Origin of the sequence: Streptomyces gottesmaniae (genome assembly GCF_031845845.1) — a bacterium.
GTDB classification, from domain to species: domain Bacteria; phylum Actinomycetota; class Actinomycetes; order Streptomycetales; family Streptomycetaceae; genus Streptomyces; species Streptomyces akebiae.
The window spans coordinates 1-15,369 of the sequence record NZ_JAVRFJ010000018.1 but is presented as its reverse complement, the minus strand read 5'-3'; the positions used below and the strand labels follow the sequence as shown (position 1 = coordinate 15,369).

The 15,369-nt window shown below is 71.7% G+C and carries 15 protein-coding genes; 7 read left to right on the top strand and 8 right to left on the bottom strand.

Going from position 1 to position 15,369, the window contains the following annotated elements; translation table 11 throughout:
• The first annotated feature begins 104 nt into the window (after positions 1-104).
• The 5 genes from RM704_RS21075 to RM704_RS21055 all read left to right on the top strand — a co-directional run bounded on the left by RM704_RS21075 (position 105) and on the right by RM704_RS21055 (position 5,023).
• Positions 105-992 (top strand): glycoside hydrolase family 19 protein, encoded by an 888-nt coding sequence (locus tag RM704_RS21075; protein WP_033526227.1) that lies wholly within the window; start codon positions 105-107, stop codon positions 990-992.
• 45 nt (positions 993-1,037) lie between these two features.
• Positions 1,038-1,976 carry an aldo/keto reductase gene (locus RM704_RS21070; protein WP_033526226.1) on the top strand — a complete coding sequence of 313 codons (939 nt, stop codon included), beginning with the start codon at positions 1,038-1,040 and terminating at the stop codon, positions 1,974-1,976.
• 48 nt (positions 1,977-2,024) lie between these two features.
• Positions 2,025-3,338 (top strand): hypothetical protein, encoded by a 1,314-nt coding sequence (locus RM704_RS21065; protein ID WP_033526225.1) that lies wholly within the window; start codon positions 2,025-2,027, stop codon positions 3,336-3,338.
• A 157-nt stretch (positions 3,339-3,495) separates the two neighbouring features.
• The gene (locus RM704_RS21060; RefSeq protein WP_033526224.1) at positions 3,496-3,891 is read left to right on the top strand and encodes a VOC family protein; all 396 of its coding nucleotides are present in this window, start codon (positions 3,496-3,498) and stop codon (positions 3,889-3,891) included.
• Positions 3,892-3,946: 55 nt separating this feature from the next.
• Entirely contained in the window at positions 3,947-5,023 is a 1,077-nt protein-coding gene (locus RM704_RS21055) for an adenosine deaminase (RefSeq protein WP_033526223.1), read from the top strand.
• Between the two features lie 168 nt (positions 5,024-5,191).
• On the opposite strand, the gene RM704_RS21050 is transcribed toward RM704_RS21055, so the two are convergent.
• From RM704_RS21050 to RM704_RS21020, 7 genes are all read right to left on the bottom strand, one after another.
• Positions 5,192-7,051 carry an ABC transporter ATP-binding protein gene (locus tag RM704_RS21050; RefSeq protein ID WP_052145920.1) on the bottom strand — a complete coding sequence of 620 codons (1,860 nt, stop codon included), beginning with the start codon at positions 7,049-7,051 and terminating at the stop codon, positions 5,192-5,194.
• Positions 7,048-7,482: a lasso peptide biosynthesis B2 protein gene (locus RM704_RS21045; protein ID WP_033526222.1), complete on the bottom strand. Its 435-nt coding sequence runs from the start codon at positions 7,480-7,482 to the stop codon at positions 7,048-7,050. The genes RM704_RS21050 and RM704_RS21045 overlap by 4 nt, the downstream gene beginning before the upstream one ends.
• Positions 7,479-7,733, bottom strand: coding sequence for a lasso peptide biosynthesis PqqD family chaperone (locus RM704_RS21040; RefSeq protein ID WP_033526221.1), 255 nt, complete (start codon positions 7,731-7,733; stop codon positions 7,479-7,481). The genes RM704_RS21045 and RM704_RS21040 overlap by 4 nt, the downstream gene beginning before the upstream one ends.
• A gap of 29 nt (positions 7,734-7,762) precedes the next feature.
• Positions 7,763-9,619, bottom strand: coding sequence for a lasso peptide isopeptide bond-forming cyclase (locus tag RM704_RS21035; protein WP_033526220.1), 1,857 nt, complete (start codon positions 9,617-9,619; stop codon positions 7,763-7,765).
• Between the two features lie 25 nt (positions 9,620-9,644).
• The gene (locus tag RM704_RS21030) at positions 9,645-9,755 is read right to left on the bottom strand and encodes a keywimysin-related RiPP (RefSeq protein WP_107072254.1); all 111 of its coding nucleotides are present in this window, start codon (positions 9,753-9,755) and stop codon (positions 9,645-9,647) included.
• A gap of 401 nt (positions 9,756-10,156) precedes the next feature.
• Complete coding sequence (locus tag RM704_RS21025) at positions 10,157-10,696, bottom strand: mycothiol transferase (protein ID WP_033526219.1); 540 nt, start codon at positions 10,694-10,696, stop codon at positions 10,157-10,159.
• Between the two features lie 118 nt (positions 10,697-10,814).
• Positions 10,815-11,435 carry a hypothetical protein gene (locus tag RM704_RS21020; protein WP_033526218.1) on the bottom strand — a complete coding sequence of 207 codons (621 nt, stop codon included), beginning with the start codon at positions 11,433-11,435 and terminating at the stop codon, positions 10,815-10,817.
• Between the two features lie 256 nt (positions 11,436-11,691).
• On the opposite strand from RM704_RS21020, the gene RM704_RS21015 reads away from it, so the two are divergent.
• Positions 11,692-13,107 carry a transcriptional regulator gene (locus tag RM704_RS21015; protein ID WP_033526217.1) on the top strand — a complete coding sequence of 472 codons (1,416 nt, stop codon included), beginning with the start codon at positions 11,692-11,694 and terminating at the stop codon, positions 13,105-13,107.
• Here the strand turns inward: RM704_RS21015 and RM704_RS21010 are convergent.
• Positions 13,097-14,002 carry a LysR family transcriptional regulator gene (locus RM704_RS21010; protein ID WP_033526216.1) on the bottom strand — a complete coding sequence of 302 codons (906 nt, stop codon included), beginning with the start codon at positions 14,000-14,002 and terminating at the stop codon, positions 13,097-13,099. The genes RM704_RS21015 and RM704_RS21010 overlap by 11 nt on opposite strands.
• A 126-nt stretch (positions 14,003-14,128) precedes the next feature.
• On the opposite strand from RM704_RS21010, the gene mgrA reads away from it, so the two are divergent.
• On the top strand, positions 14,129-15,127 hold the full coding sequence (mgrA, locus tag RM704_RS21005; protein ID WP_033526215.1) for an L-glyceraldehyde 3-phosphate reductase: 999 nt from the start codon (positions 14,129-14,131) through the stop codon (positions 15,125-15,127).
• The last annotated feature ends 242 nt before the right edge of the window (positions 15,128-15,369 follow it).

The following is a 15,369-nucleotide window of genomic DNA, read 5'->3' as shown; positions in this document are numbered from 1 at the left end:
ACGCCGTGGCCGGCCCCGCCGGCACGTGCGCGCGAGGTGCGTCCCAGTCATGCCTCCGGGCCCCTCGCCCGGGTGCGGCCGTGCTCCACGAAGGAGTTGGTCCCGTGTCGAGGCGCCGCATATCCGCCCTGCTGACCGCGTTGGTCATCGCCGGTTCCACGCCCCTGCTGCTGCCCGCCCAGAGCGCGTCCGCCGCCCCCTGTTCCAGCTACGCGAACTGGGTGGCCGGCCGGTCCTACGTCACCGGCGACATCGTGCGCTACACCGACGGCAGGGCGTACATCGCCGAGCACGACAACCCCGGGTACGACCCCACCATCAGCACCTGGTACTGGGAGCCGTACGCCTGCGAGAACGGCCCCACCAACCCCTCCGGGTTCGTGGTGAGCGAGGCGCAGTTCAACCAGATGTTCCCGAACCGGAACTCGTTCTACACCTACAGCGGCCTGCGGGCGGCCATGAGCGCCTACCCCGCCTTCGCCACCACCGGCAGCGACACCGTCAAGAAGCAGGAAGCGGCGGCGTTCCTCGCCAACGTCAACCACGAGACCGGCGGCCTCGTCCACATCGTCGAGCAGAACACCGCCAACTACCCCACGTACTGCGACTGGGGCCGTCCGTACGGCTGCCCGGCGGGACAGGCGGCCTACTACGGGCGCGGCCCCATCCAGCTCAGCTGGAACTTCAACTACAAGGCGGCGGGCGACGCGCTCGGCCTGAACCTCCTGGGCAACCCCTGGCTGGTCCAGAACGATGCGGCCGTCGCCTGGAAGACCGCGCTCTGGTACTGGAACACCCAGACCGGCCCCGGCTCCATGACCGGCCACAACGCCATGGTGACCGGCGCCGGCTTCGGACACACCATCCGCAGCATCAACGGCTCGCTGGAGTGCGACGGCAAGAACCCCGCGCAGGTGCAGAGCCGGGTCAGCGCGTACCAGCGGTTCGTCCAGATCCTCGGCACGTCGGCGGGCGGCAACCTGTACTGCTGACGCGGACACGGCCGTGGTCGCCCGACGGCGTGGGAGACTGCGTCGATGACCTCCGAGACGATCGACGCGGCCGCCGCGGGCAGTTGGACTCTCGGCGATCTGTCCGTCCGCCGCGTCGGTCTCGGCGCGATGCGGCTGACGGGCAGCGCCGCCTTCCACCTCGGGACGCCGAGGACCCGCGAGGAAGCGATCGCCGTGCTGCGGCGCGCGGTCGAGCTGGGCGTCAACCACATCGACACGGCCGCCTTCTACTTCTCGTCCCTGCGGTCCGCCAACGAACTGATCAACAGCGCGCTGGGCGGGCCCTACCCGGACGACCTGGTCATCGTCACCAAGGTCGGGCCCCACCGGGAGTACTCGGGGGAGTGGGGTACGGCCGCCCGCCCCGACCAACTGCGCGGCCAGGTCGAGGAGAACCTGCGGCAGTTGGGACGCGACCACCTCGACGTCGTCAACCTCCGCCGGATGCGACAGGACTCGATCGCCGAGCACTTCGGGGCGCTGGCCGAGCTGCGCGAGGCCGGACTCGTCCGCCATCTCGGCGTCTCCGCCGTCGAACCCCGGCACCTCGCGGAGGCGCGGGCGATCGCCCCCGTGGTCTGCGTGCAGAACCAGTACGGGCTGCGCGGCCCCGACCCGGCCGCCGAGGAGATGCTCCGACTCTGCGGCGAGCAGGGCCTCGCGTTCGTGCCGTTCTACGCGATCGCGGGCGAGGCCGGACCCCAGGGCGCGAGCACCGCGCACGACCCCGAACTGCTCGCCGTCGCCCGCGCCCACGACGCCACCCCCGCCCAGATCAGGCTGGCCTGGACCCTGCACCAGGGGCCGCACGTCCTCGCCATCCCCGGCACCGGGAATCCGGATCACCTGGCCGAGAACGTCGCCGCCGGCGCCCTTCGGCTCACGGGGGAGGAGATGGCCCGGCTGGACGCGCTCCATCGAGGCGAGGCGTCCCGGCAAAGCGGCACCAACGGGTTCATATAGGCTGCCGGTTCTGTCCCTGCCGTTCGTCACCATCCGGGAGAGTCACCCGTGAGCGTAGCCACCGCCCACTCCGCATCGGCCGTACCGCCCGCCGACGAGACGCCCGCGACCGGCGCAGCGCCGACGCCGGACGAGGGTTTCTGGGTCGAGCCCGGAGCGGCCGAGGAGCAGACCCCCGGGGCCGCACCCGCGGCCGGGGTACCGGCACAGCCCTCCGGCGAGACGGACCTCGCGCAGCCGACGACCGAAGAGGCGCTCGCGCAACCCCCGACCGACGAGGTCCCCGCGCAGTCGTCCGGCGAAGTCCCCGCGAGGCCGTCCGGCGACGAGGTCCCCGCGCAGGCGCACGGCGACGACACCCCGGCCGACGTGGTGGACGAGCAAGTCGCGCGCGACGCGCGGGAGTTCGGGGTGTACGCGCGCACCGGTGGCTGGGCCTTCGCGCTGAAGGTGGCGCGGAGCGTGCGGCCCGGCGGGGAGCTGGCGGGCGAGACACCGAAGGTGTCGGCGAGGCACTTCGCCGAGCTGGCCGGATGCTCGCCGGAGCGCGTCATGCGCTACTACAAGGCCTGGGACAAGGCGGCCGACGACGGCATGGTCCCGCACTTCGAGGCGCTGGCCCCCGGCGAGGAGATCGACCTCCCGGACTCGGACGTGTGGCTGTCGTACTACAGCTCCCGGTCCAGCGCGACCTCCGACCGGGGCACCGCGATCACGGCGGCGGCCGAGGCCGAGGGCATCCGCCCGACCAAGGCGCTGGAGGTCGCCGAGAACCCCACCGCGCTGCGCGCCGCGATCCTCGCGGACCCCTCCACCGCGCAGGCGGCCCGCGCCGCGCTGCTGGACCGCCTCAAGGAGGACCCCTCCCTCCAGACCGAGCTGGCCCGCGACATCGCCCGCACCGACGAACTGAAGAAGGCCGTCGCCAACGAGACCCAGGCCGCCAGCCGTATCGGGTACGTCCGGCAGATCGTCGAGAACGGGCAGGTCAAGACACCGGCCGGCCAGGTGATCGACGCCACGGCCGAGCTGCGTGCCGAGGCCGAGCGGCATCTGTCCCTCATCGACGAGCTCGACGACGACGAGGACACCGGCGAGTGGGCGACGGAGGCCTACGACACCGTCAAGGAACTCGTCGTCCAGACCGTCGAGTCCGACCCCGAACTGCGGGTCCAGGAGCGGCGGACCAAGTTCTACAGCAGCCTGCAGAAGGCGACGAAGGTCTTCGAGGAGCTGACCCTCGACGACGCCGTCGACCTCGACGCCATCTACGAGGAGGACATGCTGGAGCGCCTGGAGGAGCTCCAGCAGGCACTGAGCACCTGCATCGCCGCCCTGCGCAAGGCCTCGCCGGGCGAGTGATCGCCGGCTGACGCCCTCCACGTGCCGAGGCACCCTGCCGCGCAGGGGGCCTCCGCCGTGCCGGGGGTGTCTCGGACGTACGGGCGAGAACGCCATTTGCGTCCGATGCGTGTTACGTATAACCTCCCGGGAACCCCGAGCGACCCGAGAGGCCCCGATGAGACGCATTGCCCTGGTCACCCTCGTGGTCGACGACTACGACGAGGCCATCCGCTTCTACACCCAGGCACTCGGCTTCCGGCTCGTCGAGGACGAACCGAGGCCCGACGGCAGCCGCTGGGTGGTCGTCGAGCCCGGGAGTGAGGGACAGGGCGGCGGACTGCTGCTGGCGCGGGCCAAGGACGAGGCACAGCGCGGCCGGATCGGCGACCAGACCGGCGGACGCGTGGGGTTCTTCCTGCACACCGACGACTTCGCCCGCGACCACGCCCGGATGCGGGCCGCGGGCGTCAGGTTCCTGGAGGAGCCGCGCCACGAGCCGTACGGCTCGGTCGCCGTCTTCGAGGACCTGTACGGCAACCGCTGGGACCTTCTCCAGCCCGCGACCGGCTGAACCGCCCCCCCTCTCGACCCACCCCACCGCACCACCTGCCGAGGAACGAACGCCCATGACCGCGCCCCGTATCGACACCGACACCATCCGCCGCCTCCCCAAGGCCGTCCTGCACGACCACCTCGACGGCGGCCTGCGCCCCGCCACGCTCGTGGAACTCGCGGCGGAGGTCGGCCACACCCTCCCGGAGACCGACCCGGAGGGTCTCGCCGCCTGGTTCTACGAGGCGGCCAACTCCGGTGACCTGGTGCGGTACATAGCGACGTTCGAGCACACCCTCGCGGTGCTGCAGACCCGCGAGGGCCTGCTGCGCGCGGCCGAGGAGTACGTACTCGACCTGGCCGCGGACGGTGTCGTCTACGGCGAGGTCCGCTACGCCCCCGAGCTGAACGTCAACGGCGGGCTGACCCTGCCGGAGGTCGTCGAGACCGTGCAGGAGGGTCTGGCCGCCGGTATGGCCAAGGCGGCGGCCCAGGGCACCCCGGTCCGCGTCGGCACGCTGCTGTGCGGGATGCGCATGTTCGACCGTGTCCGTGAGGCCGCCGACCTGGCCGTGGCCTTCCGGGACGCCGGCGTCGTCGGCTTCGACATCGCCGGCGCCGAGGACGGCTTCCCGCCCGCCGACCACCTGGCCGCCTTCGAGCACCTGCGCCGAGAGAGCGTCCCCTTCACCATCCACGCCGGCGAGGCCCACGGGCTGCCCAGCATCCACCAGGCCCTCCAGGTCTGCGGCGCCCAGCGCATCGGCCATGGCGTGCGCATCACCGAGGACGTCGTCGACGGCAAGCTGGGCCGCCTCGCCTCCTGGGTGCGCGACCGCCGGATCGCCCTGGAGATGTGCCCCACCTCCAACCTCCAGACCGGCGCGGCGACCTCCATCGCCGAGCACCCGATCACGGCCCTGAGGGACCTCGGCTTCCGCGTCACCCTCAACACCGACAACCGTCTGGTCTCGGGCACCACCATGACCCGCGAGATGTCCCTGCTCGTCGACGAGGCCGACTGGACCCTGGACGACCTGCGCACGGTCACCGTCAACGCCCTCAAGAGCGCCTTCATCCCGTTCGACGAGCGCAACGCCCTCATCGAGAACGTGGTGGTCCCGGGCTACGCGGCGGCGTCGGGCAGCTGAGCCCGCGAGCCTGTCTCTGAGCCCGACGGGGCTGCCGGGGATGACGTACGCGCGGGCGAACCGGCAGGGAGCGACGGCTTGGTCGGCGCCGTCACCCTGGCCCCGGGGGGATGACTGATCGGGCGTCGGGCCGCATGAGGCGTTCTCGGCGTCGCGTCCGTGTCCGGTTCACAGCGGGTGGCGTGGGTGGGGGCGTACGGTCGCGTGGGCGGGGGTCCGGGCGCCGGCCGGGTGGAGCATCTGTCCGGCAGCGAGTTCGCGGTAGAGGGGGCTGCTGGTGAGCAGTTCCCCGTGACGTCCTTGGGCGGCGGTGCGGCCGTTGTCCAGTACGACGATCTGGTCGGCGTGCTGGACCGTGGAGAGCCGGTGGGCGATGACCAGGAGGGCGCATTCCCGGGCGACGTCTTTCATCACCGTGGTGAGCGCGGTCTCATTGACGGTGTCGAGGTGTGACGTGGGCTCGTCGAGCAGGAGGATCGAGGGGCGGGCGAGCAGGGCACGGGCCAGGGCCACGCGCTGGCGCTCTCCTGCCGACAGGGTGCCGCCGCGCTCGCCGAGCTTTCCCGACAGGCCGCCCGGCAGCCGCCGCACGACCCCTTCCAGTTGGGCGAGCTCGACGACGCGCTGTACCTCGGCCTCGGCGGCGTCGGGTGTGGCATAGGTGATGTTGTCCCAGAGGGTGCCGTGGACGACGTGGGTGTTCTGGTCGACGACGGCGATGCGTCCGCGGCATGCGGTGCGGCTCAGCGAGGTGGCGGGCAGGCCGTCGAACAGCAGGGTCCCGGAGTCCGGTTCGTAGAATCTGGCCACAAGGGCGAAGATCGTGCTCTTTCCCGCACCCGACAGGCCGACCAGGGCCGTCTGCTGCCGGTGGGGGACGGTGAACGAGACGCCGCGCAGCACCGGCCGGTCCGGGTCGTAGCCGAAGCCGAGATTCCGCAGGGCGAGAGCGGGCTCCTCGTACGAGACGGTCCGCCGGACCGCTTCGCGCGTGCGTGCCCGGACGGCCGGCGTCTCCTGGGAGGGCTCCGCCGGCAGGGACAGCGCCTGCTCGATGCGCTGGTAGGCCCCCATGCCACGCTGGATCAGGCCGACCGCCCGGAAAACCGAGGACAGCGGAAGGACCAGGTAGGAGGCGTACAGCAGAAAGGCGACCAGGTCGCCGAGGGAGTCGGCGTGGCCGTTGACCCGTAGGCCGCCGATGACGAGGACGATCAGAAAGGAGCCCTGTACCGCGAGTTCGACCGCCGGGCTCATCACCGAGGCGAGTTTCGCGGTCCGTACGCCGGCGCTGTACGCCGCCTCGACGCGTTCTCCGATGCGGGCCGCCTCACGGTCCTCCGCTCGGTGGACCCGGACCATCGGCAGGGCGCCGAGGGCGCGTTCCAGGTCGGCGGCGATCGCGCCGACGGAGGCCTGCATGCGTTCGGAGGCGGCGCGGATGCCCTTGAGGAGCGAGGCGACGATCACGGCGGCGGCAGCCACGGTCGCCGCGACCAGGAGCAGCAGCAGCGGGTCGATCCACACCATGAGGACGATCGCTCCCGCGGCGACGAGGGCACCCGTCACCAGATCGACCAGTGCCTGGGAGACGACTTCTCTGAGCAGGGTGGTGTCGGAGGTGACCCGGGAGATCAGGTCGCCGCTGCGGTGCCGGTCGTACTCCTTCATCTCCAGCCGGAGAAGCCGCGCCACCAGACTGTGCCGAAGCCCTCGTACGACGCCCTCGCCCATGCGCTCCAGGACGAAACGGCCCACCGCGCCGGTTGCCGCCTCGGTGACGAACAGGACGGCCAGGAGCAGCAGCAAGGGCCACAACACCTGTCCCCGTCCGCTCGCGTCCACGACCTGTTTGGCGACGAGCGGCTGGGCAAGCCCCAGAGCGGAGCCGACCAGTGTGAGCACGGTGGCGACGAGGACCGAAGCCCGGTGCCCGGCGGTCAGCCGGTACATGGTGGCGACCGCGGCCCGGGTGGAGCGGTCCCCCTCCACCGCCGGCTGCGCCTGATCCACGAGGCTGTCGGTCATCGGCCCGATCGGCTCCCGGGAGCGACCGTGATGAGCCGGGTGAAGTAGTCGTCGGGCACACCCTCGTCCACGGGGTGGCCGTCCGCCTCGATCCAGGCGTGCGCCGTGAAGGGAGGCACCACGCGCACCCCGGTGCACCAGGTCGGCCAGCTCCCTCCCAGGCGGCACAGCAGCGCGGCTCCCAGAGACCGGGGCAGGCAGCCTTTCGGCCCGGCGCAGCGCAGACTCACCGCGCACATGGCGTCTCGCGCGTTCCTCGCCTGTGTGGCGGTGGCCGGCATGGCTCCGCGACAGGCGAGGTGGAGCACGGCGCGAAGCCGGCGGGGCGGCAGGAGCGAGAGCACGAGGGCTAGGGGCATGACGAGACGGGCGGCCAGACGCCGGGTGAAGGGCACACCGGTGGGCCGTTCCAGGGCGCTGGGCGTCGTCATTCGGCCAGCCCCGAGGCCCGCAGGTGCTTGACGAGGGCCTCGACGTCCTGCTTCGCCTGGGCGAGGTCGATGTCGAACTCCTCGGTGAGCGCGGCGACCGCGGCGGCTTCGTCACCGCCCCTCATCAGCGTGTCGACCACCAGGCTGCCGGTCGGATTCAGCTCCCAGTAGTCCCCGGCGCGTTCGTCCAGGAGGACCGTGCCGTAGTCCGTCTCGGCTGTGGAGACATGGGCGCCGAACTTCAATGCCATGCGTGTGCCTTTCTGCTGGGGAACGAGGGTCATGAGGAGGCGGGAGCCTTGGGCCCGGTGGTTCGGTGGAGGCCGCGCAGCCACACCTCGGCGGCGATGGTCGAATAGAGGATCGCGTCGCGCAGTTCGGGTGTGGCCGGGCGTTGTGCGAGCCGACGCAGGGCGGCGCCGTCGACCAGTCCGAGCTGTTCCAGCCGGGAGTCCTCCCAGAGCGCCAGCAGATCGGCGCGGTGCTCGCGCAGTCCGTTGGTCGCGTCCATGGCAGCGGCGGCCTTGTTGGTGCGCCGCAGGCACGCGTCGGGCACGATCCCGCTCATGGCGGCGGTCAGGAGGGGTTTGTACCGCCAGGGAGTGACGCGCTCGCTCGGGCGCACAGCGAGGCATGCCTCGATGACGCGGTCGTCGAGGAACGGCGAGGCCATCGGCAGGCCGGCCCGGGCGGCCATCCGGTCCCACTGGCGGATGATGCGGGTGCAGGCAAGGATCTGTTCGAGGTCGGTGTGCAGGCCGCGGTCCGGGTGCAGCGGTACGGCGGTCAGGGCGGCCTCGCGCAGCGACCGTCGGGCCATCCGTTCGGCGTCGGGGGTGACCCAGTCGAAGAGACGAGGGGGCATGCCCCAGCCGAGGCTGGTGCTGACGGTGGCGGGCAGTGGGTCTCGCAGGCGGCCGCCGGAGTCGGCCAGCCACTTCCCGTACGGCCGAGAGTCGGCGAGCGCGCGTGCCGTGCCGCCGAGTGGCCACTGCCACAGGGCCCTGAACCCGCGCAGCCGGCGCAGTGCGAACAGCGGGCGGGTGCGGAGCAGCCGGTGGTAGTACGCCTCGGAGCACCAGGCCACGTGGTCGCCGCCGATGCCGGTCAGGTGCAACCGACTGCCCCGCTCCGCCAAGGGGGGCAGGTGGTGCAGCACCCTTGATCGGTCCATGACGCCGATGGTCGGTTCGTCCAGCAGGTCGTCGATGTCGAGCAGGTCGGTGTAGACCAGCGGTGAAGCGTCGGCGTCCCAGACGACATGGTCGATGTCCGGCATCGACCGGGCGGCCTGTTCGGCCCAGTGCAGATCGGTGTCGGCGGGGTCGCGCCCCGGCCAGGTGCTGGCCACCACCCGGGCCGGCGAGCGGTCGGCCAGGAAGCAGATGGAGGTGGAATCCAGGCCGCCTGACAGGTCGCAGCTGACCACGCCACCCTGCCGGGTACGGGCGTCGACCGCCGCGGCCAGGGCTTCGCGGACGAGAGGGGCGCCGTCGGCGAGCGTCCGTACCGGTTCCGGCGGTGTCCACCAGCGCGAGTGGCGCACGGTCCGGCCGTCCGGCGAGACGATCAGCGCGTCCTGCGGGGACACGGCGGTGACGCCTCGCCACATGGGCGCCCGGGCGAGGGGATGGGGAACCGGCCACAGCAGCCGGACGGCCAGTTGCTCCTCGTCCGGGTCGGCGCGGAGCGCGTCGGCGAGGACGTCGGCGCGGCTGGCAGCCACCTGTGTCCCGTCGACGAGGGCACAGAAAACCAGCCGGAGCCCGGAGGCCGTGCCTTGCACCCTGAGCCGCCCGTCGAGCGCGGCGACGAGATGGAAACTACCGGGGAGGGAGCGGGCCAGTGCGTCGAGTTCGGCGAGATCACGTAACCGCCCGGCTCGGCGCTGGAGGTCTGCGACGTCGATCGGACAGCAGCCGATGACGGCGAGGGCCGTGTGGCCGGCGCGCGCGGTGACGATCTCCTGGTCGTGCCACTGCCCCACCAGCCAGGGCCGGCCCGACGCGTGGTGCAGGACGCGCGTTCCGGGGCGGGCGAAGGAGCGGGCCACGGCGGCCGCGTCCTCCCGGTCGGTGAAGACCGTGAAGTGCGCGTCGCCGGGGCCCGTCCCCGCACTTTCGTGCAGTTCAGTCATGACGTCGGGTCAGGACCGTCGCTCGTCAGTTCTTGCTCAGGATGAGACGGTCGTTGCCGGAGCTCTGCAAGAACCCGGTCTTCTTCCGGAACGTCCCGAGGCGGACCAGCGTCGGTGCTTCGTAAGCCTTCTTCATGACTTCTCCTCACAGCGGCGGCACGACCGCCCCTGGCGGCTGGGAACCGGAGGCCGGTTCACGGCCGACCTGTCCAGGCTCATCGGGAGCCGGAACAAGGGGGCGGATGTACTCAAAGCTATGTGCACGGGTGAATGCCACAGCAAGACCGCGAGAGGAAATGGGATCGTATGCCAATTCCTCAGGTGGCCTTAGAGCCGCACTGCGGCTCCCGCGGTTCTCAAAAACGAAACAGGGGGCGATCGCGGTGCGCGCAAGAAAGGAAAAACGTTTCCACCTGTGCATCGAGAAGCGCACGGTGGGCGTGACGAAGAGGGCGGCCGACGGGAGCCGGACGGAGCCGCCGGGGCGCATTACGCCCTTGCCGCAGTGCGTTCCCGCTTCGCGTGCCTGCATGCCGGTCAGTCGTCACGAGGGGCGGGCATCTCGCCGTCCTGGTGTCGGAGCAGCCCCCGTACGTACGCCGCCTGGCCGACGTGCTGGAGATCGTCGGCCAGGACGCTGACCAGGCGTACGCCGAGGGTGACGGCCGGGGTCCACCGGTCGTCCACGACGCGGTCCAGGTCGTCGGGGCCGAGCCCGTGCACATACTCCAGCGTCCGCGTGTGCACGGCGTCGAAGTAACCCGTCAGCAGGTCACCCGAGTCGACCCGCACCGCGGCGACCTGCGCCGCACCGTGGCCGTAGCCCGTGTCCCGGGACGGCAGCGAGAGTCCGAAGCGCTCCTCCCAGCCCTGGGACAGCCAGACCTGGTCGAGCCCGGCGGCGTCGGCCACGTGGTCGTCCTGGATGCGGGTGAGATGCCAGACCAGCCAGGCGACGGAGTTGGCGTCGGGCGCGGGGCGGGTGTGGAGCTCCGCCGGGGACAGCCCGTCCACGGCGGCGTGCACCTCCTCCTTGATCCGGCCGTACGCGTCGATGAGAACGTCCTTCACATCCATACGTCCACCATCGAGCATCGGAGCCGTGCCCGCACAGTCCCGCCCCGCAGCGCCGGTCCCCCGATCCGGCGCTGCGGGGCTGGGTCGGCTTCCGGCGCTTCCCCGGCGCCGGTCCCGATCAGTGAAGCTTGTTGACGGCCGTGGTCGTCGTCTTCTTGAAGGCCTTGACCGGCGCGTCCTTGAAGCCGCCCATCTGCCCCCAGTCCACGACGGTGACGGTCCGGCCGTCCCGGCCCACCGACAGGAGCCGGATGTCCATGGCCCCCCAGGACGTGACCGTGGCCACGCCGTGGACGCGGGCGCCCTCCTCGACCGGCAGCGTCCCGAGGTCCCGGTACTCGGCTTCGACATCCGGGTCGGAGGAGTCGCTCACACAGTCCCGGAAGTCCTTGTTCAGCCGTGTGGCGAGCGCCTTGGCCTTGCTGTCGCTGCCGGTCACGACGACCAACTGCCTGGCACTGGTCTCCAGGTCCGTACGGAAGGAGCGGTGGTTGATGTCGTACGCGAGGAGCGCGTCGCCCAGGCAGTACTGGAGCTCCTCGGGGACGCCGTCCTCGATCCCGCCGGCCGTCCAGGAGGACGAGGGGTGCGGCGGGAGCTCGGAGGCCGACAGGTACTTCGGCGCGCCGCTCGCCTTCGCGGCGGCGGCCGGCACGGCGCCGGCGGCGAGCGCGGAGCCCGCGGTGAGGCCCGCCACGACGAGTGCGACGAGTGTGCGGGCTCGGGTGTGCTTGGGCATGAGTGTCCCCCCGTGAACGAGTACTGAAGGAGTACGGAACGAGTACGTGGATGAGTGAAGTGCTGCCGCTTCGTCGCTGACGCCGGATGGTCCGTCCGGCCTGGTCGATGCGACACCAAGAGCATCGGCCGTCACAGGGCGTGAGTGCAACGGCCGATGCCCGATCCGCACCCCTGGAACCATCCCAGCCCTTCTGACGTGCACCTCTATGGAGTACCTGGGATGCGGTCCCGGGACGGGGAGGACGAGGAGAACAGTGGCGGCAGCACCGGACGACGTGCGGGAGTTCGCGGCGGCGCTCACGCGTCTCAAGGAACGCACGGACCGCAGTTACGGGCAGCTGGCCCGTCGCCTCGGTATGAACACCTCGACCCTGCACCGCTATTGCGCGGGCGACACCGTCCCGCTCGACTTCGCGCCCGTCGAGCGCTTCGCCGCGCTCTGCGGAGCGACGGGCGCGGAGCGGCTCGAACTGCACCGGCTGTGGCTGCCGGCCGTGGCGGCACGGCAGCGGGCGCGTACGGGTGGGGGAGGGACGGGGAGCTCGCCGGCACCGGGGCCGACTGAGCAGACCGAGCAGATAGAGACGACAGAGCAGACACAGCCGACAGCGGTCCAGCCCGCTGAGCCGTCCGGCGGGGCCGCCGCTGAGCCCGCTGAGCCCGCTGAGCCGGTAGAACCGGTCGAGCCGGTCGTTGTGTCGGCGTCGGTGTCGGCGCCGGCACCCTCCACCCGCCCCGCCTGGCACCGTCGTCGACGCACCCTCGTCGGCGCGGCCGTCGCCGCCGTGCTCATCGCCACTGCGGGCAGCCTCGCCGCGCTGCCGTCAGGCGGTTCTCCGGCCGACGGCGGTGCCCAGGGCGGTGAACCGAGACCGTCCCGTACGACCTCGGCGGCCCAGCGTCCGTCGACCGCCCCCACGAGCCCGTCCCCCGCACCGGGCACCGGCGGCACGAAAAGCCCTTCGGGTACACCCTCGCCCTCGCCCACCGAGCCGGAAAGCAGTCCCACCAAGGACGACGACACCGCTGAGCGGCAGCCCCCGGCCACCGGGGCGCCCCTCACCTGGACGGCGAACTCCCAGCTCTGGGCCCTCGGCTGCGGTCACGACTACGTCGTCGCGAAGCCGCCGAAGGAGGTGCCCCCGCCGCCCGCGCCGCAGGACGCGGGTGTCTGGGCCGCGACGCAGCGGGGGGTGCACGGCCGGAACACGATCGTGGAGGTCACGGTGCAGGGGCGGAAGTCCACGGCCGTCGTCCTGACCGCGCTGCGGGTCCGTGTCGTCGGACGCGCGGCCCCCGCCGAGGGCAACGCCTACGCGATGGACCAGGGCTGCGGAGGACGGGTCACCCCCCGGTACTTCGACGTGGACCTGGACAAGGACCGGCCGATCGCCCGCCCGGTCGACGGCGCCGACCTGGACGTACGGATCCCGGCCGTGCGCCTGCCGTACCGGGTGTCGGCCGACGACCCGGAGGTGCTGATGATCTCCGCCGAGACCGAGACCTGTGACTGCAGCTGGTACCTGGAACTGGAGTGGTCCTCCGAGGGCCGTACCGGGACGGTCCGGATCGACGACAACGGCCGCCCGTTCCGCACGACCGGGATCAAGGGACTGCCGCGCTACGAGTACGACACCGTGAACCGCCGCTGGGCGCCCGTCACGGGCTGACCTCAGGGCACTCCACCGGCGGGTCCAGGAGCTCCATCAGGGCGCGCGCCGCAGGGCTCATGGCCTGCGGGGGCGGGAGCAGGGCGACCGTCTCGTACACGGTCTCGCCGGTGTCCTTGACGGCGAGCGCGACGAGCGAGTCCCGCTTGTGCCGGAAGTGGCGCGGGACGACGGCTACACAGAGGTTCTCCTCGACGAGTTCCAGCAGGCTGTGCACGTCGTTGACCTCCAGGGCGACCGTCCGGCGGACGCCGGCGGCGGCGAACACCGCGTCGGTGGTCCGGCGCGGGCCCCAGTCCGGGTGGAAGTCGACGAAGACCTCGCCGCCCAGCTCCGCCGGGGTCACCGCTGCGCCGGTGGCGGCGAGGTGATGGCTGGGATGGCACAGGACGGTCATCGGCTCGCTGGACAGCGGTACGACGCGCAACTGGTCGGTGTCCTCCTGCGCCGCCCGCACGGCGAACGCCAGATCGAGACGCCCGCCCGCGACGTCCTCGGCCAGCGCCCCCGAGCCCGCCTGTCGCAGACAGATCTCCACATCCGGATGGCGGCGCCGGAACGAGGCCAGCAGCCCCGCCACGTTCAGCCCCGCCACACACTGCTCCGAGCCCACCGCCAGGATGCCCCGCAGCACGCCCTGCACGGCGGCCACCGCCTCCCGCGCCGACCGCACCTGCGCGAGGATCCGCTCCGCCTCGGTCAGCAGCGCCCGCCCGGCGGGTGTGAGCATCACCCGACGGGTCGTCCGCACGAACAGCGGTGTCTGCAGCTCGCGCTCCAGGGCCCGGACGGAGGCGGACAGGCCCGACTGGGAGACCAGCAGCCGCTCGGCGGCCCGGGTGAAGTGCTCCTCCTCGGCGACCGCGACGAAGTGCTGGAGATGACGGAGTTCCATGACTGAGAAGCGTAGGCGCTGAATCCCATCGGATTCTTCTGTTGGACCAATGCCCCCAGGTCGCGAAAGAGTGGACACCGGTTCTCCGGGACCCCGTCCTCCCGTGCCAACCTCTCTGGAGTCGCGTTGTACACCGCACACCCCGACCGCTACGCGGACATGCCCTACCGGCGCACCGGACGCAGCGGTCTGAAACTCCCCGCGCTCTCGCTCGGCCTGTGGCACAACTTCGGCCCCGACCGTTCCGTCGAGACGCAGCGCGCGATCCTGCGCCGCGCCTTCGACCTGGGTGTCACCCACTTCGACCTGGCCAACAACTACGGTCCGCCGCCCGGTGCAGCCGAGTCCGCCCTCGGCGAGGCGCTCAAGGACGACTTCGCCCCGTACCGCGACGAGCTGATCATCTCCACCAAGGCCGGCTATCTGATGTGGCCCGGCCCGTACGGCGAGTGGGGCTCCCGCAAGTACGTGCTCTCGTCGCTCGACCAGAGCCTGAAGCGCATGGGCCTCGACTACGTCGACATCTTCTACTCGCACCGCCCCGACCCGGAGACTCCGCTGGAGGAGACGATGGGCGCGCTGCACTCGGCGGTCCAGCAGGGCAAGGCGCTGTACGTCGGTGTCTCCAACTACTCGGCCGAGCAGACCCGCGAGGCCGCCCGCATCCTGGGCGAGCTGGGGACTCCGCTCCTCATCCACCAGCCGCGCTACTCGATGCTCGACCGGCGCCCCGAGAGCGAGGGCCTGCTCGACGCCCTCGACGAGCTGCAGGTCGGCTCGATCGTCTTCTCCCCGCTGGAGCAGGGCCTGCTGACCTCCCGCTACCTCGACGGCATCCCGGAGGGCTCCCGCGCGGCGAGCGACAGCCCCTTCCTGCGGTCGGACGCCGTCACCGAGGACCTGGTGGGCAGGCTGCGCGCGCTGGACGAGGTCGCCAAGTCCCGCGGCCAGACGCTGGCCCAGCTCGCCCTGGCCTGGACGCTGCGGGGTGGCCGGGTCACCTCCGCCCTCGTGGGCGCGAGCAGCGCCCGGCAGATCGAGGACAGCGTGGGCGCCATCGCCCGTCTCGACTTCGAGGCGGACGAGCTGGCCCGCATCGACACCATCATCGAGGGCAAGGGCTAGCCCCCGGTACCGAGGGCACGGGGCTGGTCCGTGCGGCGCGCACCGGCCCGGCCCGCACCGGCCCGGCGCGCACCGGCCCGGCCCGCACCAGCCCGGATCGGCTCCGCGCCCTAGATGTTCTGTCCACGGAGGTTGGTGACGGCGATCACTGGAGAGTGATCTTGAACGAGTGAGGGCCTTCCGGGTTCGGTGTGGATTGCGACATCTCCACCGAACGACGAAAGGCCCTCGTGCCCCACCGT